This is a genomic window from Parasedimentitalea denitrificans, from assembly GCF_011813015.1.
GTDB classification, from domain to species: domain Bacteria; phylum Pseudomonadota; class Alphaproteobacteria; order Rhodobacterales; family Rhodobacteraceae; genus Parasedimentitalea; species Parasedimentitalea denitrificans.
This window is the reverse complement of sequence record NZ_QHLQ01000020.1, coordinates 7,456-27,180: the sequence shown is the minus strand read 5'-3', so window position 1 is coordinate 27,180 and position 19,725 is coordinate 7,456. Positions and strand designations below refer to the sequence as shown.

Below are 19,725 nucleotides of genomic sequence, written 5' to 3'. Positions count from 1 at the left end.
GTCGGAACCATAATCTCAGCCCCCCATCCGCGATTCAATGCGAGACACCAACTTGGCGGGCACCTTGGCCTCGGCCAACTGTCCCAACACACGCTTCTTGGCCTCTTCGGGCATCCGGCTGTTTCCTTGAACAAACGCGGTCAGTCGCGCGCGTCTTTCGTCGCTCAGTTCGATGAATTCCGCCTGCGGCTGTAGCGCAGCACCGTTGCGCAGCGCCCGCACCTTGATGCCTGCGCCCAACAGAGGCGTGCGCCCCGACACGACCTCGCGGCCAGCCAGCCCTATACCCCGGATCAGCACATCATCACCCTGACGCCTCACCAGTTCGACCTGCATCTGCTCTAACCGGTCCTCTGCCCCCAGAACCAAAACCGTACCATTGGCATCCAGCACCGTGGCAGGCAAACGCGCCACCGCGCTCAGCTCGGGCTCACGCACCGACACCGTTACAAAATCACCCGGCTTGAAGCCCGGCGTGGCGCTCAGGCGCGCATAGATCAAACGCCCAGACTGCCCAGCGCCAGCGCCACCACTGTCACGACTGATCACACCCTCGGCGCTCAGATCTGCGCCGGTGGCATCCAGCGAGATCCGAACCGGGGCCGCAATCAACTGACCACTGTCATTCAGCAACCGGGCGTATTGCACGGTGGAAATCCGAAACGCTACCTCTAGCAAGGTTGGGTCTACCAGTTCAGCCAGCTTTTCATTCGCCGAAACCAATCGCCCCTGAACCAAACTAACCGACTGTAATGTGCCACCAAACTGCGCCGTTACCGTGGTGTCCGCCAAATCTCGCTGCGCGGTCGCCAGATTGATCTCTGCCCGCGCCAGATTAGACGCGGCCTGATCCACCCGCGCCTCGGCCTGTGACACCGCCTGCCGCCTCGAGATGACCGCCTGGCTAGCCTGAACCGCAGCCAGTTCCGCCACCTCAACAGTGGCCGCTGTGCCAACACCGCGCGCTTTCAAATCCACCTGCCGCTGGAAAGCGCGCTGGCGAAGCTGCGCCTGATCCTGTGTCGCAGCCAATTCATCCTGCGCCAATATCAAGGCCCTGCCAGTCTCGCGCTCTTCGGCACGGGCGTCCTGCATATCAGCCTCGGCCCGATCCAGTGCCGACTGCGCATCCGCCGGGTCGATCTGCAACAACAATTGCCCTGCAGAAACCTCTCCGCCCTCTTCAAATTCTTCAGCCAGCGAAGTCACCCGCCCAGCCACCGGTGTGCGCAGTTCCAGCCGCCGACGGCTTTCGACCCGACCAAACGCGATCAGCTCGGGCGCAATATCCTGCAACTGCGCGGTAACAAGGTTGACTGCAAAAACACGTTCGCGCGGTGGCGGCGCCTTGCGCTCATTGCTCATCCGCTGCTGCACAGCGCCAAAGATCATCTGACCGGCATACAACAGCAAACCCACGCTGACCGCCGCCAGAAAAATCCCCGTCAAACTCTGACGCAAAAAGCGCATCTATCATACCTTTCAGGTGGCAACCGCTACCTAATCCAACCCTCTGCACCCTACTGAAACTTATCAAGCTTCGGCGGGGTTTGCGAGGTTACACGCAGCATCAGATTATTTCCGTCGCTGATGTTCGTCCAATCTGGGCATTATTTCCACAAAATTGCAGGGCAGATGCCGATAATCCAACTGCATCGCCAGAATTTCGTCCCAACCATCTTTGCAAGCCCCCGGACTACCAGGCAGAGCAAACAAATATGTCCCGCCCGCCACTCCACCTGTGGCCCGCGATTGCACCGCACTGGTGCCGATCTTCTTCATCGAGACAATGGTGAATACCGTACCAAAAGCCTCGATCTCTTTTTCATAGACATCCCTGTGTGCCTCAACCGTGACATCGCGCCCGGTCAGCCCGGTGCCACCGGTGGAAATCACCACATCCACATCAGGGTCGGCCACCCAGGCGCGCAGCTGATCGGCAATATCGGCGCGGTCATCCGGCATGATCTTGCGATCCGCCAGCACATGCCCAGCCGCCTGCAACCGGTCCACCAGCACCTGCCCCGAGCGGTCCTCGGCCAGGGTGCGGCTGTCTGACAGGGTTAGCACTGCGATGCGAACCGGAATAAACTCTTTGCTTTCGTCGATGCGCGACATGCTGCCAATTCTTCCTTTAAATATAGTAGCCTTGGCAGATCACTGATCCACCTCAAACCAATTCACTGTCGGCCCCAGATTCACCACCTGTGTCGCGCCAATACGGCCGCGCTGCCCCCAACTGTCATGTATATGCCCACAAAGCGCCAGTCGCGGCTGAACCCGCTCAATCCCATCCCGTATCGCAGTTGAGCCAACCGAGATCCCATTTGATGTCAAATCGGCTAGGCCTTTGGGGGGAGAATGAGTGATCAGGATATCCGCCTCACCACACTCCGCCAACATCTGCCCGGCAAACGCTTCAGTCAAATCACAGGACCAATCGCCAAACGGCGTCACCGGCACGCCATAACCCAGACCAAACAGCCGAAGACCCTCAACTTCCGTTCCAGCACCATGCAGCACGGTCATGTTCGCCAAAGCCGCCGCGCGCAATTCATCCGCACTCTCGGCATTGCCCGGAACCGCCACCATCGGGGCAGCAATTCCTGAAAGCAACTGCATCGCCTGATCCAGCCCCTGTCGCATATTGCAAAAATCACCCGCCCCAATCACCAGATCCGCATCGGCGCTGGCAGCCACCAAGTCGGCAGCCCGGGCACGTGCCGCATGCAAATCGGAAAAGGCCAGTATCTTCACATCAAAGCCCCCAGCCGCGCCTTAAGCGACAACAGGTCAGCCCAAGCATCGCGTTTTCCATGCGGCTGCCCCAACAAACGATCCGGCGGCATCATCGGCAGTACGGCCTTACCCCAGGCTTGCTGCCATTGCCCCCGCAATCGGCTGATGCCACGTTTCCCCAGCACAGCCTGACAGGCCGCATTGCCCATCAACACAAGAAATTCAGGCTCGGCCAGTTCGACATGTCGTTGCAGAAACGGAACCATCATCGCGATATCTGACGCTTGCAATTCCTGATTTAACGGAGGCCGCCACGGCAGCGCACAGGTTAGATAAACATTCTTGTCGCGCGACAGATCAATCGCGTCCAGCATCTTGTCCAGCAACCCAAGCGGCTGACCCGCAAACGGTGTCCCCGCCCGGTCCTCCTCGCGCCCCGGTGCCTCGCCAATGATCATGACCCGCGCCCCGGCCTGCCCGTCGCTGAACACCAGATTACGCGCGCCCTTTTTCAAGGCACAGTGCTCAAACCCCTCCAGCGCCGCCCGCAAGCTGGGCAACCCAGTGGCCGCCCGCGCTGCCTTTTGCGCCTGCTCAACGGGGTCTACTTCCCTGGGCTTGATCACCGCAGGCGTTTGATCCGCCTTCGCTTTTGGCACCGTCGCCTGTAGCGCATAACGATCAACCGGCTCGTCACCGATACTCTCGGTAGCCCCCAGTTCGATCTGCCACTGCAATAGCGCCCGCGCGCTGTGATAATCTAATGCCGATTCCATGGCGTCAAACTACCCCGCTTGCCCCGGATACGAAACACCCCAGCTTCTCGTTGCCAAAAATACTCAAAATCCGACACTTACGACACATGCGACGCCCCGGATTTCCCACTGCACAACATCTTGCCCGCCACAGCCCACATCCCTATAACACCCCCGACCCAGCGCGGAGCCTGCACATGACCCCCACCCCATTTGGCCACAAACACCTGCTTGGCATTGAACCCCTGCGCCCGCATGAGATCACAGCGATCCTTGATCTGGCCGACAAATACGCTGACCAGAACCGCACCGCCGAGAAACGGTCTGACGCGCTGGCAGGGCTAACCCAGGTCAACATGTTCTTTGAGAACTCCACCCGCACCCAGGCAAGTTTTGAAATTGCCGGCAAACGGCTGGGCGCAGACGTGATGAACATGGCGATGCAGGCGTCATCGATCAAAAAGGGCGAAACCCTGATCGACACCGCGATGACCCTGAACGCTATGCACCCCGACCTGCTGGTCGTACGCCACCCCCATTCCGGCGCGGTGGATCTGCTGGCACAAAAGGTCAACTGTGCAGTGCTTAATGCCGGCGATGGCCGCCACGAGCACCCAACTCAGGCCTTGCTGGATGCGCTGACCATTCGCCGCGCCAAGGGCCGTTTGCACCGCCTGAACATCGCCATTTGTGGCGACGTAGCCCACAGCCGGGTTGCACGATCCAACCTGATCCTGCTGGGTAAAATGGAAAACCGCATCCGCCTGATCGGCCCGCCAACGCTGGTGCCGAGCCAATTCGCGGAATTCGGCGCCGAGATTTATGACGACATGCACGAGGGCCTGAAAGACGTCGACGTCGTGATGATGCTTCGTCTGCAAAAGGAACGCATGGACGGCGGCTTTATTCCGTCTGAGCGCGAGTACTACCACCGCTATGGTCTGGACGCCGACAAACTGGCAATGGCCAAACCCGACGCCATCGTCATGCACCCCGGCCCAATGAACCGCGGCGTGGAAATCGACGGTACCTTGGCCGATGACATCAACCGCTCGGTCATTCAGGAGCAGGTCGAAATGGGCGTCGCCGTGCGTATGGCGGTGATGGACCTGTTGGCGCAAAACCTACGCGCCGAACAACAGGCAGCAGCGAGCTAACCAATGGACACGGTGGTGCATATCCCAAGCGGAGAACGCGGCATGATCCGCGTTTTTAATCTGGACATGCGCCCTGAACAGGCCCGTTTCCTGCGCGAACCCGGTGCGCTGCCTCAAGTGCTGGGTATCGAAGACATCAACCTGGATCAGGTTGAAATTTTCCCGATCAGCGATCTCGAAGACTTGGGTCTTGTAGGTTACCTAACCGAAGGCTGCGCAGTTCCAGCCGATCACATAACCGCCGACCGCGAGCGCCTAATGGAGCTGACCGGTCATGTGATGCTGATCCGCTCGCGTGCGTTTGGCGGCGAGGAAACGCGCCTGACACCTGCTGAACAAATCACATTCATCGGGGCCTACGGCGAAGACCAAACCCATTGGACCGGCGCACAAATTCAGGCCGACAGCGCCAAACCCTATTCCGCCCCACGCCTATCGCCCCGCGCCAATCGCGCCAAAGCCCGCCGCATCGGCGCCAGCATCTTCGCTGTGGTGATGCTGTTGCTTCTTGCGCTGCTAAGCAAACTGGTAGGTTGGCCATGACCACATTCATCCCCGACCGCACCGCCTATATCCGCTCGCATGCTTGGATGGCAGCACTGGCCATGGCAGCGGGCATGGTAATTCTGTGGGCAATGGGCAACCCCCATGTCTGGACGGGAGCCATCGGCGGATTGGCCGCGATCGTCCTGCGCGGTTGGTATTTGATGTCCGAAGATCTTGCGGTGGTCTGGACGCTATCTGACACTCACCTGACTGGCCCCGCTGAACGTAATGTACCACTGAGCCAGATTGAACGGGTACGGACCATGGGCAGCTATGTACAAGTGGTGACCAAGAGTGGCGACAAGCATCTGATCAAGTATCTGGTGGATCCGGCTGCAGCGATGATGGCAATACAAAGGGCCAAGGCATGAGCGCGGGTGACTTTAGATTGGGCGTATTAACTTCAGGAGAAAACGTCCTTTGGCAGGGTCAGCCAGTGCCGAGTTTTATACCCTCCGTTTTTGGCTTTTTCATTTTGTTCATTGGAGGTTTCTTTGCCGTTGGTACGTTACTATTCATGGCAATGTTGCGCTCAGAATTAGCTAAACAAGAAATCACGGGAACTCCTGAAACAGTATTTTCGATTTGGTTGTTCCTCTCGAGTCTTCTTGCTATCAGTCTCGGAATAATGGCCTCTGCTGTTTTGTGGCCGAGGTGCAAACAAAAAAATACTTGGTACACTTTAACTACCAAACAAATTTTTATTGCCACCAGTATTCCTTTTATCGGCAAGTACCGACAATCCTTTATGATCCAGGACTGTAAAGCTCCGGAACTACAAGATGGCCGACTGCAATCAGTTTTTTCGCTGAAAAAACAGTGCAAGGCGCCATCCACGATTACGGTGCTCATAGCGATTCCATCGTTCCAATTGGCTTTGAGCGTATCAAAGACGGTCACGAAGTATATCGATTGTTGCGTAAACTACAGGCTCCGACAGCAGAACGGAAAGACATCACATGACCGGCCCCGCTGAACGGAACATACCGTTGACCCAGATCGAGCGGGTGCGCACCATGGGCAGCTATGTGCAGGTAGTGACCAAGAGTGGCGACAAGCACCTGATCAAGTATTTGGCGGATCCGGCGGGTGCCGCTCGTACGATAGAGAGGCACATATAATGAGTGACCTTGATCAGTGGGCCGGCATCTTGGATCCGGATGAAACGATACTTTGGCAGGGCCGCCCTGATGGTGGTTTCGCCCTAGGTATTTCCAATGTCTTCTCGGCCCTCTTTGGGATGGTCTTTGCAGGCTTTGCGGTATTCTGGATGGCCCAAGCGTCGCAAGGCGACGGCCAGTTTTGGATGTTCGGGCTCATCCACTTTGCGGTTGGTTTCGGCCTTGTGCTCCACTCACTATTTTGGGCGACGTTTAAGCGCCGCCACAGTTGGTACACTTTGACTGATCGGCGGGCCTTTATTGCCGTCAACATCCCCCTACGTGGCAAAAGTCTTAAGTCTTACCCGATCAATGCCAACTCCTCGCTTGAACTGATCGACGGAGCGCTAAGCAGCGTGAATTTTGCCGAAGAAACCAAACGAACCAAAAAACGAAGTTACACAGTCCCAATTGGTTTTGAGCGCCTTGCAGACGGACGCGAAGTTTATCGTCTGATGCGAAGGATCCAGGCCAAGGACAAAGGAACATCAGCATGACCCTACTCTTCACCAATGCCCGCCTGATCGACCCAGTGGCCGGAACCGACGCGCCGGGCCATTTGCTGGTGCAAGACGGAAAGATTGTCGAAGCCTTTCCAGCAAGTGCCGGCCCCGACGCGCTGGTTGATCAACGGGGGCTGTCATCCGACGCTGTTGAGATCATTGACTGCAAAAACCGCTGTCTGGCCCCCGGCATCGTCGATATCGGTGTCAAAGTTTGCGAACCCGGTGAGCGCCACAAGGAAAGCTACAAGTCGGCGGGGCTTGCGGCGGCGGCGGGCGGTGTCACCACCATGGTCACACGCCCTGATACCTCGCCCGCGATTGACAGCCCCGAAGTGCTGGAATTTGTCACCCGCCGCGCGCAGGCCGATGCGCCGGTCAACGTGCTGCCAATGGCCGCCCTGACCAAGGGGCGGGACGGACGTGAGATGACCGAGATCGGGTTCTTGATGGACGCCGGTGCAGTGGCCTTTACCGACTGTGATCGAGTGGTGACAGACACCAAGGTATTTTCTCGTGCGCTGACCTATGCCAAATCCTGCGGCGCATTGGTCATTGCCCACCCACAAGAACCGATTCTGTCCAAAGGCGCGGCTGCTACAAGCGGAAAGTTTGCCGCTCTGCGCGGGCTTCCTGCCGTGTCGCCTATGGCAGAACGCATGGGGCTGGACCGTGACATCGCGCTGCTGGAAATGACCGGTGCGAGATACCACGCCGACCAAATCACCACAGCCCGCGCCCTGCCCGCATTGGAACGCGCCAAGGGCAACGGACTGGACATCACCGCCGGCACCTCAATCCACCACCTGACATTGAACGAGCTGGACCCAGCCGACTACCGGACCTTTTTTAAGGTAAAACCACCGCTACGATCCGAGGAAGACCGGTTGGCGGTGGTCGAGGCGGTGCGGACAGGACTGATCGACATCATCAGTTCGATGCACACCCCGCAGGATGAAGAAAGCAAGCGCCTGCCGTTTGAAGAGGCCGCTGCCGGTGCTGTTGCTCTGGAAACCCTGCTGCCTGCCGTCCTGCGGCTGTATCATTCTGACCATCTGGACCTGCCCACCCTATTCCGCGCCATGGCCCTGAACCCGGCCAAACGGTTGGGGCTGGAGAGCGGTCGTCTGTGTGCCGGTGCGCCAGCTGACCTGCTGCTGTTTGATCCAGATGTGCCTTTTGTGATGGACCGGTTTGCACTGAAATCCAAATCGCAGAACACACCGTTTGACGGCCAGCGGATGCAAGGTAGGGTGCTGGCAACCTATGTCGCCGGGGAACCGGTTTATCGGAGAGATTAATGCCAGTATTTGAGACGTCTGCCGCCCTGCTGCTGCTTTGGGCCGCGATTGGCTATGGGCTGGGATCTGTTCCCTTTGGCCTGCTGCTGACCCGCGCCATGGGGTTGGGTAACCTGCGTGACATCGGATCAGGCAACATCGGCACCACCAACGTGCTGCGCACCGGGAGCAAGGCCGCCGCGGCAATGACACTGCTTTTGGATGGCGGCAAGGGCGCGGCGGCGGTGCTGCTGGCCCGTGCTCTGGCTGGCGAAGATGCAGCGCAACTGGCTGGTCTTGCCGCATTCCTGGGCCATTGTTTTCCAATTTGGCTACAGTTCAAGGGCGGCAAAGGTGTCGCGACCTTCCTGGGCCTGATATTGGCGCTCGCCTGGCCTGTGGGCGTTGCCTGCTGCCTAACTTGGCTAGCAGCAGCCGCAGTTTCGCGGATCTCATCCATGGGCGCATTGGTCTCGGCAGCTTCTGCCCCGGTTTGGGCGATCGCTCTGGGCTACAGCAATTCCAGCGCCCTTACTGCCCTACTCGCGGCCATCGTTTTCTGGCGGCACTCTGCCAATATTACCCGTATTCTCGCAGGTGCCGAACCAAAGATCGGACAGAAGTAAACTGGGCACCTGCGCTTCTTCTTGTCAAAAATACCTTCGCCGAAGGCCACGTCAGCCGCCTTGCGCCATTCTCTCGGTGGCCTCGGCGGTGCGCTTGGTATTGTCGTAAATACCCAAGAACAGATACATCATCCCCCCCATTAGAACGACATAAAGACTGCCAGCGATCAAAACACCAACTGCCGCCAGCAACCCGCCTTCTGGGCTCATCATCATGCCGCCGGCACCAACAACAACGGCGATACACATAAGGATCACAACAACGGTTATGAGCTTCTCCAGAGATGAAATAAAAAAGTCGCGCATGGCTTTCTCCTAAAATGAATGCGAACAACCCCAGATTAGATTACGTTAGACCATTGTGGCAAAACCCATTTTCAGTGCCCTAAGCCATACTTTCAAATCACTTGGATTTCTTTAGAGTGTCTATAGCTCCAACATATTCCGTGCCGGATAGCAGGTTTATCCTCGCTCTGATCGCCTCTCCCATCATCACCAGCCTTGGGCTCCTGGCTCTAACGGTTGTGTTCCTAGCCCTGCAGCCCACTCTTGTTCTGCTTTTGCCAGCAGGAAAAGAAGGCCTGGACGAAGCTGTTTTGGTGCTACCAGTCGCACAGCTGATCGCCGGATTGTCGCCAGTTTTTGGAGGCCTGCAATACCTGTTTTTTGGCGGCGTTGCACTGTGGGTCTACCTACAAAACAACCCAGCCCGTCCCCTGGCCTGCGCCTTGCTTATGCTTGCGGTGAATGGCTTGGTTACAGCAGGCATCTACCTGCTTGGACACCCAGAGTTTGGCGAATTCTGCCTGCGGCTGGGGTCGTTCTTTGCACCGCTCTGGGGATTGGTATTTGCCTTGCTTTATGATCGGAGCCTAAAAAGAGCCGCAAAGACAAAGGCCAAGAAAGCCTAACCCGTCACAACACTCGTTTGTTTCTTCTTGTTACAAATACCTTTGCCGAAGGCAGGCGCCATAAGGCGCCAAGCGCAGCCCGCCATAGGCCGGGCTGCGCCATTAATGGCTTTAATAACTGAACTCGCCGTAGATCTTGGTCAGGTCACCATTCCAATCGCCGTGATAACGATCCAGCAACTCGTCAGCGGGAACTTTGCCACTGTCCAGGCTGTCCTTCAGTGCGTTCAGGAAATGGGTTTCATCCGGCACCAACCCGCCAGCCCCAGCACGGGCGCGGGCCTTTAGACCTGCATCGGAAATTGAGACAACTTCGCGGGCCAGTTCGTGCATTTTGATGTTGCCTACCTGCGCCTGAAGTCCTTGCTCTGACGCGGCGACACGCAGACCGTCGCGGGTTTCAGCATCCCAGCCTTTGGCCAGATCCCAGGCCGCGTCAAGACTGGACTGGACGTACATCAAACCAACCCAGAATGCCGGCAGCGCGCATAGCCGCCGCCAAGGGCCACCATCAGCACCGCGCATTTCCATGTATTTCTTGATCCGCGCCTCGGGGAAGGCTGTAGTCAGGTGATCAGCCCAATCCGACATCGTCGGCTTTTCACCGGGCAGTGCCGGCAATTCACCTTTCAGGAAATCACGGAAAGACATGCCCAGCGCGTTGATGTACTGCCCATCGCGGTAGACAAAATACATCGGCACATCCAAGGCGTATTCCGCATAAGCCTCGAACCCAAAGCCATCTTCAAACGCAAATGGCAACATCCCGGTTCGAGCGTCATCCAGATCGCGCCAAATCCGGCTGCGCCAGGATTTGTGCCCGTTTGGCTTGCCCTCAAAGAACGGAGAGTTGGCGAATAGCGCAGTGGCTACCGGTTGCAAAGCCAGCGCGACGCGCAGTTTTTGCACCATGTCGGCCTCGGAACCAAAGTCGAGATTGACCTGCACGGTGGTGGTCCGGCGCATCATGTCGCGGCCCATGGTTCCCACCTTGGTCATGTAATCATTCATCAGCTGATAACGCCCCTTGGGCATTAGCGGCATTTCATCGTGTTTCCAGATCGGAGCCGCGCCCAGACCGATAAATCCGACGCCAATCTTGTCAGCGATATCCTTGACCTCGCGCAGGTGAACATTCACCTCGTCGCAGGTCTCGTGGATCGTCTCTAGCGGAGCCCCGGACAGTTCTACCGCGCCACCCGGTTCGAGACTGACATTGGCACCGTCCTTTTCCAACCCGATCAGGTTGCCGCCTTCGGTGACCGGCGACCAGCCATAGCTGTCGCGCAATCCTTCCAGAACCGCCACAATAGAGCGCTCTCCGGCGAAAGGCAGCGGCTTCAGGCTGTCTTTGCAATACCCGAATTTCTCGTGTTCGGTACCAATGCGCCAGTCGGCCTTGGGCTTGCAGCCTTCGGCCAGATAACCAGCCAACTGGCTGTGATGTTCAATCGGTCCGCCACCGGACTGGGGAATAGACATGCGCAGCGCTCCGTTGCTGGATAATCATGTAAGAGGATAAGTCGTGGTGCGAATCCCGCCGACTGTCAATGCAGCCTTTGAACCGGGGGGCGGGTGTTTTGTTTTTCCCAGATCACGACCGTGTGAGGCCCGCCACGGCGCAGCTCGGTTAGCATTCTTTCTGTGCGCAATCCGGGCAAACTGGCAAAGACATCAAACAGGATCTCGGTGCCTTCGGCATTGACCGGAATGTGCAGTGGCTCCTGCCCCGGTTGGTTCAACACCCAGTGGGGTGGCTTGGCGGTGTGATCCAGCGCCAGCTGAGTCAGCTCGGACACCGCAACCGCGCCACCAGTCAGAGGACCAAAATAGGCGATCTGCCCTTCGTCCACCTGCACCACGCCGGGGCCACCAACCCCAAGGCGAAATCGCATCCGTTGGTAACCGATGACAGCCAGAGCGGTACCAATGATCAGCAGAACCCAGCCGCCCCAGAACAGCAGGCCAAATGCCCCCAGAACCCAGCGCAGGCCCATCAACAAAACAACTGCCGCAACAATTATCTCTCGCCAGCGCCAGATCGCGGCCTGGGCCTCGGGTCTGATAAAGCTCATGCTGCGTCCTTCCCATCAGTATCAAAGATGACCAACGAGAACTCTCCTGCCCGTTGGTAACCTAAGGACATATAGGCACGAACTGCGGCGGTACTAGCGGCAAACAAAATAGATTTTGTCACGCCTTTGGCGCGGGCCTCTTGCAAGTGCAGCGCCAAAGCAAGACGCGCATAACCGCGACCGCGCAGGTCGGGCGGCGTGTAGACACCGCCAATTTGCACCACGGATGGCAAGGTTGCATTGAACCCGGTCATCGCCACGGGCTGACCATCGATCAGCAAAATACGATGGCTATCTTTCTCGATGTAGCTAGCGATGTCAGTTTCAGCCAGTGTTGCGGCTTTGGCTTCCGGGGCACCCATGACTTCAAGATGATATTCCGTCCGCCATTTCACGATCAAATCACGTGGCACTGCCGAAAGAAGGACCAGCTCACCTTGCTGCCCCTGTGGCATTGCCAGTTCTGCCAAATCCAGCCGAAAGGCCGGTTCATCATCGTTGATCAATGTTGGTAGATCGTTCAGCCCTGCCGATGTCAGAAAGGCGCGGACTTGTCGGGTTTCACCGATACATCCGGCTAGAACTGGCCGATCAGCAATCAGATCATTTGCGCGCCGCCACATAGCAGCATCGGCATTTGGGGCCTGAAGCAGGATCATGCCTGAGTTGGTGATGGCAAAAACGCCTGGTGCAGCACCTTCGGACAACCAGATGGTCATACCCTTGTCCGAGGTCCCGTCATGAAGCCCATGGTCCCGCAAATTGCTGAGCAGGAACATCGACGACTGAAGGTTGGCCATCAGAAAGGACTGGATCCAATCCAAGTCACCATCCTGAGCGACCCGCCAGGTCACCCCCAATCCCCAAGCGCCTGTTGCCATAGGGTCATTGCTGCCACGGCAGCAGTATCGGCCCGCAAGATGCGGGGGCCAAGACTGACGACATGGGAATAGGGCAAAGCGTGTAAGCGCTTGCGCTCGGATGGGGAGAAGCCACCCTCGGGACCGATCAGAATGGCCCAGGGCGCGTCGGATTTATCAGCGGCTGCAAGCGCCAGAGCATTCCCTACTTCAGCCTCGTCGCAGAACATCAGCTGACGATCTTCGGGCCAGTGGTCCAGCAGGCGGCCAAGCTTTTGAAGCTCGCCCACTTCGGGCACATAGGTGCCACCGCATTGCTCAGCCGCTTCGACCGCATGGGCCTGCAGGCGGTCTTGGCGGATGCGTTCAGAATTGGTGAACTCTGTCTGCACAGGCAGGATTTTCGCCGCGCCCATCTCGGCGGCTTTTTCGACGATGAAATCGGTGCGGGCCTTTTTGATCGGGGCGAACAAAAGCCACAGGTCGGGTGGCATTTGCAACGGCTTGGTCTGCTCGACACTGGTCAACACCCCGGCCCGTTTCTTGGCCTCGGTCACATCGGCCAGCCACTCGCCATCTGTTCCGTTAAACAGCAGCACCTGGCTGCCCGCACTTAGCCGCATCACCCCAAACAGGTAATGTGCCTGATCCCGATCCAGAGGAAGCGATTGCCCTGCCCCCAGCGGGTGCTCTACATACAGTCTGATCTTTGCGCTCATGAGGCCCTACATATGCAAGGCGACGCCCCTAATCCAGACGAACCGAACCTTGAAGGTCAAGTTTCGGACGCTGTTACAGACAATTGGGTGGATACCCGTGCGCCGGCATGGTCGCGCCCCTATCTGCGGCTGTCGCGCGCAGACCGTCCGATTGGCACTTGGCTGCTACTGATTCCCTGTTGGTGGGGGCTGGCGCTGGCGATGTTGTGGGATCAAAGCCCTCGCTGGGAGGACGCCTGGATATTCATCGCCTGTGCGGCTGGGGCCTGGCTGATGCGCGGCGCGGGATGCACTTGGAACGATATCACCGACCGGGATTTTGATGGACAGGTCGAACGGACCCGATCCCGTCCTATCCCCTCTGGCCAGGTCTCCGTCAAAGGCGCTGTGGTCTGGATGGTCATACAAATTGCGATTTCGGCCCTGATCCTGTTCAGTTTCAACTACGCCGCCGTTGCAATGGGCATACTGGCCCTGTTCCCAGTTGCGATCTATCCCTTTGCCAAGCGGTTCACCTGGTGGCCGCAGATATTTCTTGGGCTGGCCTTTAACTGGGGCGCAATGCTGGCCTGGGTCGCACATACCGGCACTCTGAACTGGCCGGCTGTGTACTTGTATCTAGCCGGGATCGCATGGACACTGTTCTATGACACCATCTATGCCCACCAAGACACCGAGGACGACGCGCTGATCGGCGTAAAGTCCACCGCCCGATTGTTCGGCAAGGATACCGCAACCTGGCTCCGCAGGTTTCTGGTCGCCGTTGTCTGCCTGATGGGGCTGGCGGTACTTATGGCTGTAATGCCCAACGGGTCTATTCTGGCGCTGCTGCTGGCCCTGATTGCACCATGGGCCATGGGCTGGCACCTGACCTGGCAATTGCGCGCATTAGACACTGATAACAATGATAACTTGCTGAAATTGTTCCGCCTGAACCGTGACACCGGCCTGATTCCGCTGATCTTCTTTGCCGCAGCCCTGTTCGCGTGATTGATCCGAGGCGTTTCAACCGGTAAGAAGACGAAACTTTAATTGGACGATACTCCCCCGCCTATGCGCCTTTCTTCACTACTGATTGTCAGCCTTACATTTCTAGCTGCCGCAGGTCTAAGCCTGGTCGCCGCAAGATTTGCCGTTACCGGGATGGAATACAGCACCGAAATCGCGGTGCGCCGAACACTGGACCGAACAGGCCACGACTGGGCCGAAGTGACTGCCGACGGGTTGCGGGTTGTCCTGAACGGCACCGCACCGGACGAAGCCAACCGCTTCACCGCGATCTCGGTCGTTGGTGGAACTGTCGACGCTGCACGCATCATCGATGAGATGGATGTCACCCCAACAGAAGATCTAGCGCCTCCCCGGTTTTCCGTAGAAATCCTGCGCAATGAAAGTGGTATCTCTATCATTGGGTTGATCCCAATCGGTGCAGGGCGTGCAGCCATTGTCGAGCAACTGGCCAGAGTGGTGGGCGAAGATCGGGTTGCCGACCTGCTGGAAACCGCCCGTTATGACGCACCCAACGGGTGGTCCGATGCAATGGGATACGCGGTCAAATCTCTAAAACGCCTGCCACGGGCAAAAATATCCGTGGTGGCGGGGCAGGTTTCGATCACCGCTATTACCGATAGCGCCGAGGAAAAGCAGGCGCTGGAGAAAGTTCTGAACCGCACCGCCCCTCCGGGTCTGCGATTAGCGCTGGACATTGCCGCCCCCCGTCCGGTGATCACACCGTTTACACTGCGCTATCACATCGATGAAAACGGTGGCCGCTTTGACGCCTGCTCGGCCGAAAGTGAGGTCAGTCGTGACCGGATCATGACGGCTGCCGAAGAGGCCAAACTGGCTGTTCCGGCCACCTGCGTGATCGGAATGGGCGTGCCCTCGCCCAACTGGTCCCGCGCCGCAGAGCTAAGCATTGCCAGCCTTGCCCAACTCGGTGCAGGCTCTGTCACCATCGCCAATGCAGACATCACCCTAGTCGCAACCGCTGACACCAGCCACGAGCTGTTCGACCAAGTGGTAGGTGAGTTGGAAAACGCACTACCCAAGGTATTTGCCTTGCATGCTGTACTGCCAGAGCCTGAGACCGAGGCTGAAGTCGGCCCTCCCGAATTCACCGCAACCCTGAGCCCTGAAGGGCAAGTCCAACTGCGCGGACGGCTATCGAACGAAACGATGCGCCACCTAGTCGACAGCTTTGCCAAGGCGCGGTTTGGGTCGGAAAACGTCCATGTTGCCGCACGTGTGGTTGTCGGCCTGCCAGCCAATTGGCCAGTCCGGGTACTGACCGGGCTAGAAGCCCTGTCCGAGCTTCAGCGAGGGTCTTTGACGGTGACACCTGACCACGTCACCCTACGTGGGATGAGCCATCAGGAAGACGCCAGCGCCGAGATTTCAAAGCTGCTGTCTGCCAAACTGGGCGGGGCCGAGATCTATGATCTGAAGATCAGCTATGAGCCGCTGCCAGAACCCGAAGACAAGCCGATGGAGCCCGAGCAGTGCGAGTCTGAGTTGGCGTCTATTCAACAGGTGGGCAAAATTGCCTTTGAACCTGGTTCGGCAACGGTTGCCGCCGAAAGTCGCGGCACTATGGATGCGATTGCCGTGATACTGGATCAATGCGGCGAAGTTCGTCTTGAAATCCAAGGCCACACCGACAGTCAGGGCCGCGAAGAAATGAACCAGAACCTAAGCCAGGCGCGGGCGCAATCGGTTCTAAACGAATTGCGGTCACGCCGGGTTGTGACCTCTAGCTTTGCCGCCAAAGGTTATGGCGAGAGCACCCCGATTGCAGACAACGGCACCGAAGACGGCCGTGAGAAGAACCGACGTATTACCTTCCACTTGATCCGCCCTGAACAAGGCCCGGAGACGCCAAGCACGCTGGACAGCGCAGCAAGTGAAAATGCCGCCAGTGCATCAGACAGTGAAGCGAACGGTGAAACCACCCCCGAAGCGGATGCGCCCACCGAACAGGAGACCCCGAACAATGAACAGAACTGAGTTCATCATCACCACCGCCATAATCCTGTTCGCCGCTTTTGTGATGGGCTGGTTTGCCAATTGGCTGGTGCACCGGTTCACCCGTGTAAAGCAAAGCGATGTCGCTGATCTGGATCGGATGAGCCAGGAACTGCATGAAGCCGAAGAAACCCGCGATCAGGCCATCACATACTTGCAGCAGCGCGAGGCGGAGCTGAGCAACCAACTGGCCCAGACCGAGGCTGAATTGCATGCCGCTATGGACGGATTGCGTGCAGCCCGGCAAGAGTGCGAAGAACTAAGGATGCACCACGAAGGCTGATCCCGCCCCGTTTTGTACGGGTCAGCACCTGTTGAATTCCTTTATAACCCAATCCCTGACAAGGCTCAGGTTGTCGCCGGGCTCTGTCGGCGACACAAACCAGTAGCTGAAACTTGCCTCAAGCGTCACCTCAAATGGCGCGATCAAGCGACCAGCTTGCAGGTCATCCGCAACAAGCTGCGATCGGCCCAGCGCAAAACCCTGCCCGGACAGTGCGGCCTGTAAAATGGCCGTATCATCGCCAAGTTTAGGCCCACGTGGCACCTGCGGATCGTTAAGGCCTGCCGCGCGAAACCAGGCGGCCCAGTCCTCGACAATGTCAGCATGTAACAGCGGAGCATAGAGCAAATCCGCTGGCGTGGTTACGCCGAGTTTGTCGATCAAGTCCGGCGCACAGACAGGGCAAACCGTTTCGGCCCCCAACCAGACAGCTACCAACCCCAGCCACTGGCCCGCGCCGTACCGGATTGCTCCATCTATTTGGTTGACCCTCAGATCAACAAGATCCCGCGACGCACTGATACGCAAGTCAATTTCCGGGTGCAAATCTGTGAACTGCCCTAGCCGAGGCGCTAGCCATTTTGCAGCCACCGAAGGCAGCATCGAGAGGGTCACAACATCAGACTTTGCGGCTGGCTGAACCTCGGCGCAGGCCCGGTTCAGATCCCCCAAGGCATAGGTCACACGCACTGCCAGCGCGCTCCCCTGCGGCGTCAGGAAAAGATTAGGACCTGAACGCTGAAAGAGTTGGACCCCTAGGATAACCTCCAGTTCAGAAACCTTCCGACTAACCGCGCTTTGCGTGATCCCCAGATCCTCTCCTGCGGCAGTAAAGTTCTGAAACCGGGCTGCGGCCTCAAACACCTGCAAGGCACGTAGTGGAAGCGGAGACCTATCATTCCATGAACTCATGATAACACCGTCAAATTTCTCATTTTAGAACGCTAGGGCCTCAATCTATCATAAGGCAAGGGAATTTTAGGGCCTAGCGACATGTCTGACATCACAACTCCACGCGAGCGTGCAATCACCTCATATCTACCGGATATGCCACTGGTGATCTGGATGGTACTCTTGGCTATCGGCATGGGTTTTTACAGCGGCATGTCTGCGCCCGAGGTGATCAGGGTGTTCAACACCGGGTTCGGCAGTGCTCTAGGGGAATTCGCCCTGATCTTGCTGCCCTCGTTTGCCTTGGCCGCGGCCCTATCGCGCCAATCGTCCACCCCAGCAAAAGGCCTAGCGGCGGCAATGTCACCGATTGCGGGGGCTGGCATGATTTGTCCAGATACGGCCTATGCGGCCCTGTCGCCTATTGCCGGCCGTCAAAAACTGGATGTCGCCTTTGGGTCTTATGCGGGGTTTAAACTGTTGTTTCCGGCTGGACCATTGATAGTCGCAACCGGACTAAGCGTCACTGACCCGATGTTGCCAGTCTATGGGTTGGTCCTGTTGGTGCCGGTTTGGCTGGCAGGATCGCTCTGGGCGCGGAGTATCAATGCGGTTCCCGCCATGTCCGCCGAGAACATATCGGCTCCAGTCAATCTGCAAAGCTTTCGCCCCCTCACCCCGTTTGCGGTGCTGGCACTACTGCTTCTCACTGGCGCTGCCATCGACCTAACCAACACGCCGGTACTCGACTTTCTGACGCTCCCCAAGGGCGCGCTACTGGTAGCTGCAACCTTAGCGATGTTTGACTGCCCAAGCGCCCACCGCCGTACATGCCTGGAAAGCGCAGTCCGCCGAACCGGATCCCTATTGCTTGTCATCGGCGCGGCGACAGCCTTTGGTGCGATCCTGATCCAGGTTATCTCGGTCAGCGCGCTTTTCCCGTCCGGCACCGGGCTAATGGGTGTTCTGAGCCTGTTCGCCCTTTCAACCCTGTTCAAGCTTGCCCAAGGATCGAGCATGGCGACGTTTGCAGCGGTTGCCCCCGTGGCGGCGCCCTTGGTCACCAGCAGTAATATCTCCAATGTAGCCGCCGTGTTTGCAATTTGCCTTGGGTCGTTCATCGCGATCCTTCCCAATGACAGCTTCTATTGGCTGGTCAGGCGCGACGCCCTGTCAGAGGCCGACAGCGACGGACGGGCCATTTGGGTTCTGACAGGCGGAGCTATAGCACAAGCGCTAACCGGTCTTATTTTGATCGGCACTGCAACTGTGGCAGGATTGATCTGAGTACAACTTGCGCCAGACAAATCTGGCTGAGCTAACGCCTACGCGTCTTCCTCGTCACACAGAGCAAGCCCGTAGATTCGGTTCATGTCGGCACCAGTCAGCACACGAAAGAACGGACCAGTTAGCTTGCCCGCATTCTCAAGAAACCAATCCCCTAGCGCAGGGTAGCCCGGAATAATGGCAGGACGCATCATGTTGAAATCGTCCACCATGATTTTCAAGCTGGGCTGGTGAACGGCTCCAGGTATCCCCGCAAACGCCAAAAGGGCACGCTGCGGCGCGTGAAACTTGAAACGCGTTTCCGGCAAGGCGCAGGTGTAGGGCGACAGCGCAAAGTAGGTACAGGCACTGATGCAGGCTTTGGAACGAATCTCGATACGCTGACCGGTATTGATCGAATGCTCTGCCTTTTTGGCATAGGTGCCAACAATTCCCCCCGCCGACCAGCCCGACCCCCGCTTGATGATCAACGGTTCAATAGCGACTGCCTGCGACGCGACAAAAGCCAAACACATGGTTAAAGACGTTAACTTAATTCTCATTCTAGCAATGCTCATCTAGCCATTCCGGAGGAGCCATTTCCATCCGAGGAGGCGATCTAAATAGGGGGTGTCGGGTACGCAATAAACATTCGTTAATTTTTCATTAATAGGTTAATTGGTTAATTGGTTAATCGAGGTACCGCTAAAAAATCCACCTCTACGTGGCTTACATGATCCAGTTTATAAAAGGATCAAATCGTCAACGTAAAGCAAAATATTCAACCCTGAATTGAAAATATGACATTCATCAAGTGACCCTACAATACCACCCCAACAGCCGCACAGATCCGCTCAATTCCCCTCACCTAGGCCAGGGTCGCCTCGATCATACAAAGCCTATTGTCGGACATCACAGTGGTTCCTGCAG

At 57.5% G+C, this 19,725-nt stretch carries 24 protein-coding genes; 13 read left to right on the top strand and 11 right to left on the bottom strand.

The window, feature by feature from the left end:
• Positions 1 to 15: 15 nt before the first annotated feature.
• The 4 genes from DL239_RS16860 to DL239_RS16845 all read right to left on the bottom strand — a co-directional run bounded on the left by DL239_RS16860 (position 16) and on the right by DL239_RS16845 (position 3,515).
• A complete protein-coding gene (locus tag DL239_RS16860; protein ID WP_167685276.1) occupies positions 16 to 1,470 on the bottom strand; it encodes an efflux RND transporter periplasmic adaptor subunit in 1,455 nt (484 codons plus the stop codon).
• Between the two features lie 105 nt (positions 1,471 to 1,575).
• Positions 1,576 to 2,118: a molybdenum cofactor biosynthesis protein B gene (moaB, locus tag DL239_RS16855; RefSeq protein WP_167685275.1), complete on the bottom strand. Its 543-nt coding sequence runs from the start codon at positions 2,116 to 2,118 to the stop codon at positions 1,576 to 1,578.
• Positions 2,119 to 2,157: 39 nt separating this feature from the next.
• Complete coding sequence (locus tag DL239_RS16850) at positions 2,158 to 2,757, bottom strand: metallophosphoesterase family protein (protein ID WP_167685274.1); 600 nt, start codon at positions 2,755 to 2,757, stop codon at positions 2,158 to 2,160.
• Positions 2,754 to 3,515, bottom strand: coding sequence for a uracil-DNA glycosylase (locus DL239_RS16845; protein WP_167685273.1), 762 nt, complete (start codon positions 3,513 to 3,515; stop codon positions 2,754 to 2,756). The genes DL239_RS16850 and DL239_RS16845 overlap by 4 nt, the downstream gene beginning before the upstream one ends.
• 176 nt (positions 3,516 to 3,691) lie before the next feature.
• Between DL239_RS16845 and DL239_RS16840 the strand changes: the two genes are divergently transcribed.
• The 8 genes from DL239_RS16840 to plsY are packed head-to-tail and all read left to right on the top strand — an operon-like array spanning position 3,692 to position 8,766.
• Positions 3,692 to 4,651, top strand: a complete 960-nt coding sequence (locus DL239_RS16840; protein WP_167685272.1) for an aspartate carbamoyltransferase catalytic subunit — start codon at positions 3,692 to 3,694, stop codon at positions 4,649 to 4,651.
• A 42-nt stretch (positions 4,652 to 4,693) separates the two neighbouring features.
• Positions 4,694 to 5,194 carry a hypothetical protein gene (locus DL239_RS16835; RefSeq protein ID WP_240931903.1) on the top strand — a complete coding sequence of 167 codons (501 nt, stop codon included), beginning with the start codon at positions 4,694 to 4,696 and terminating at the stop codon, positions 5,192 to 5,194.
• Entirely contained in the window at positions 5,191 to 5,568 is a 378-nt protein-coding gene (locus DL239_RS16830; RefSeq protein ID WP_167685270.1) for a hypothetical protein, read from the top strand. Before DL239_RS16835 ends, DL239_RS16830 begins: the two co-directional genes overlap by 4 nt.
• On the top strand, positions 5,565 to 6,173 hold the full coding sequence (locus DL239_RS16825) for a hypothetical protein (protein WP_167685269.1): 609 nt from the start codon (positions 5,565 to 5,567) through the stop codon (positions 6,171 to 6,173). Before DL239_RS16830 ends, DL239_RS16825 begins: the two co-directional genes overlap by 4 nt.
• Positions 6,157 to 6,318, top strand: coding sequence for a hypothetical protein (locus DL239_RS16820; protein ID WP_369410584.1), 162 nt, complete (start codon positions 6,157 to 6,159; stop codon positions 6,316 to 6,318). The genes DL239_RS16825 and DL239_RS16820 overlap by 17 nt, the downstream gene beginning before the upstream one ends.
• A complete protein-coding gene (locus DL239_RS16815; RefSeq protein WP_167685268.1) occupies positions 6,318 to 6,854 on the top strand; it encodes an aspartate carbamoyltransferase catalytic subunit in 537 nt (178 codons plus the stop codon). Before DL239_RS16820 ends, DL239_RS16815 begins: the two co-directional genes overlap by 1 nt.
• Positions 6,851 to 8,161, top strand: a complete 1,311-nt coding sequence (gene pyrC, locus DL239_RS16810; protein WP_167685267.1) for a dihydroorotase — start codon at positions 6,851 to 6,853, stop codon at positions 8,159 to 8,161. The genes DL239_RS16815 and pyrC overlap by 4 nt, the downstream gene beginning before the upstream one ends.
• A complete protein-coding gene (gene plsY, locus DL239_RS16805; protein ID WP_167685266.1) occupies positions 8,161 to 8,766 on the top strand; it encodes a glycerol-3-phosphate 1-O-acyltransferase PlsY in 606 nt (201 codons plus the stop codon). The genes pyrC and plsY overlap by 1 nt, the downstream gene beginning before the upstream one ends.
• Positions 8,767 to 8,817: 51 nt before the next feature.
• On the opposite strand, the gene DL239_RS16800 is transcribed toward plsY, so the two are convergent.
• Positions 8,818 to 9,072 carry a hypothetical protein gene (locus tag DL239_RS16800; RefSeq protein ID WP_167685265.1) on the bottom strand — a complete coding sequence of 85 codons (255 nt, stop codon included), beginning with the start codon at positions 9,070 to 9,072 and terminating at the stop codon, positions 8,818 to 8,820.
• A 116-nt stretch (positions 9,073 to 9,188) separates the two neighbouring features.
• On the opposite strand from DL239_RS16800, the gene DL239_RS16795 reads away from it, so the two are divergent.
• The gene (locus tag DL239_RS16795; protein ID WP_167685264.1) at positions 9,189 to 9,677 is read left to right on the top strand and encodes a hypothetical protein; all 489 of its coding nucleotides are present in this window, start codon (positions 9,189 to 9,191) and stop codon (positions 9,675 to 9,677) included.
• Between the two features lie 111 nt (positions 9,678 to 9,788).
• On the opposite strand, the gene DL239_RS16790 is transcribed toward DL239_RS16795, so the two are convergent.
• The 4 genes from DL239_RS16790 to DL239_RS16775 form a co-directional block, all read right to left on the bottom strand.
• Positions 9,789 to 11,159: a glutamate--cysteine ligase gene (locus tag DL239_RS16790; protein ID WP_167685263.1), complete on the bottom strand. Its 1,371-nt coding sequence runs from the start codon at positions 11,157 to 11,159 to the stop codon at positions 9,789 to 9,791.
• A 65-nt stretch (positions 11,160 to 11,224) separates the two neighbouring features.
• Positions 11,225 to 11,752 (bottom strand): hypothetical protein, encoded by a 528-nt coding sequence (locus DL239_RS16785; RefSeq protein ID WP_167685262.1) that lies wholly within the window; start codon positions 11,750 to 11,752, stop codon positions 11,225 to 11,227.
• The gene (locus DL239_RS16780) at positions 11,749 to 12,633 is read right to left on the bottom strand and encodes a GNAT family N-acetyltransferase (protein ID WP_206188504.1); all 885 of its coding nucleotides are present in this window, start codon (positions 12,631 to 12,633) and stop codon (positions 11,749 to 11,751) included. The genes DL239_RS16785 and DL239_RS16780 overlap by 4 nt, the downstream gene beginning before the upstream one ends.
• Entirely contained in the window at positions 12,603 to 13,331 is a 729-nt protein-coding gene (locus DL239_RS16775; RefSeq protein WP_167685261.1) for a 16S rRNA (uracil(1498)-N(3))-methyltransferase, read from the bottom strand. The genes DL239_RS16780 and DL239_RS16775 overlap by 31 nt, the downstream gene beginning before the upstream one ends.
• 12 nt (positions 13,332 to 13,343) lie before the next feature.
• Between DL239_RS16775 and ubiA the strand changes: the two genes are divergently transcribed.
• From ubiA to DL239_RS16760, 3 genes are all read left to right on the top strand, one after another.
• The gene (gene ubiA, locus DL239_RS16770; protein WP_167685260.1) at positions 13,344 to 14,321 is read left to right on the top strand and encodes a 4-hydroxybenzoate octaprenyltransferase; all 978 of its coding nucleotides are present in this window, start codon (positions 13,344 to 13,346) and stop codon (positions 14,319 to 14,321) included.
• Positions 14,322 to 14,384: 63 nt separating this feature from the next.
• Entirely contained in the window at positions 14,385 to 16,337 is a 1,953-nt protein-coding gene (locus DL239_RS16765) for an OmpA family protein (protein WP_167685259.1), read from the top strand.
• Complete coding sequence (locus tag DL239_RS16760) at positions 16,324 to 16,638, top strand: hypothetical protein (RefSeq protein WP_167685258.1); 315 nt, start codon at positions 16,324 to 16,326, stop codon at positions 16,636 to 16,638. The genes DL239_RS16765 and DL239_RS16760 overlap by 14 nt, the downstream gene beginning before the upstream one ends.
• 21 nt (positions 16,639 to 16,659) lie before the next feature.
• Here DL239_RS16760 and gcvA read toward each other — a convergent pair whose 3' ends face one another.
• Positions 16,660 to 17,550 (bottom strand): transcriptional regulator GcvA, encoded by an 891-nt coding sequence (gcvA, locus tag DL239_RS16755; protein WP_167685257.1) that lies wholly within the window; start codon positions 17,548 to 17,550, stop codon positions 16,660 to 16,662.
• Positions 17,551 to 17,631: 81 nt separating this feature from the next.
• Here gcvA and DL239_RS16750 point away from each other — a divergent pair, with 81 nt between their 5' ends.
• Positions 17,632 to 18,816 (top strand): GntT/GntP/DsdX family permease, encoded by a 1,185-nt coding sequence (locus DL239_RS16750; protein WP_167685256.1) that lies wholly within the window; start codon positions 17,632 to 17,634, stop codon positions 18,814 to 18,816.
• A gap of 38 nt (positions 18,817 to 18,854) precedes the next feature.
• Here DL239_RS16750 and DL239_RS16745 read toward each other — a convergent pair whose 3' ends face one another.
• Positions 18,855 to 19,358, bottom strand: a complete 504-nt coding sequence (locus DL239_RS16745; protein ID WP_206188503.1) for a hypothetical protein — start codon at positions 19,356 to 19,358, stop codon at positions 18,855 to 18,857.
• Positions 19,359 to 19,725: the final 367 nt, after the last annotated feature.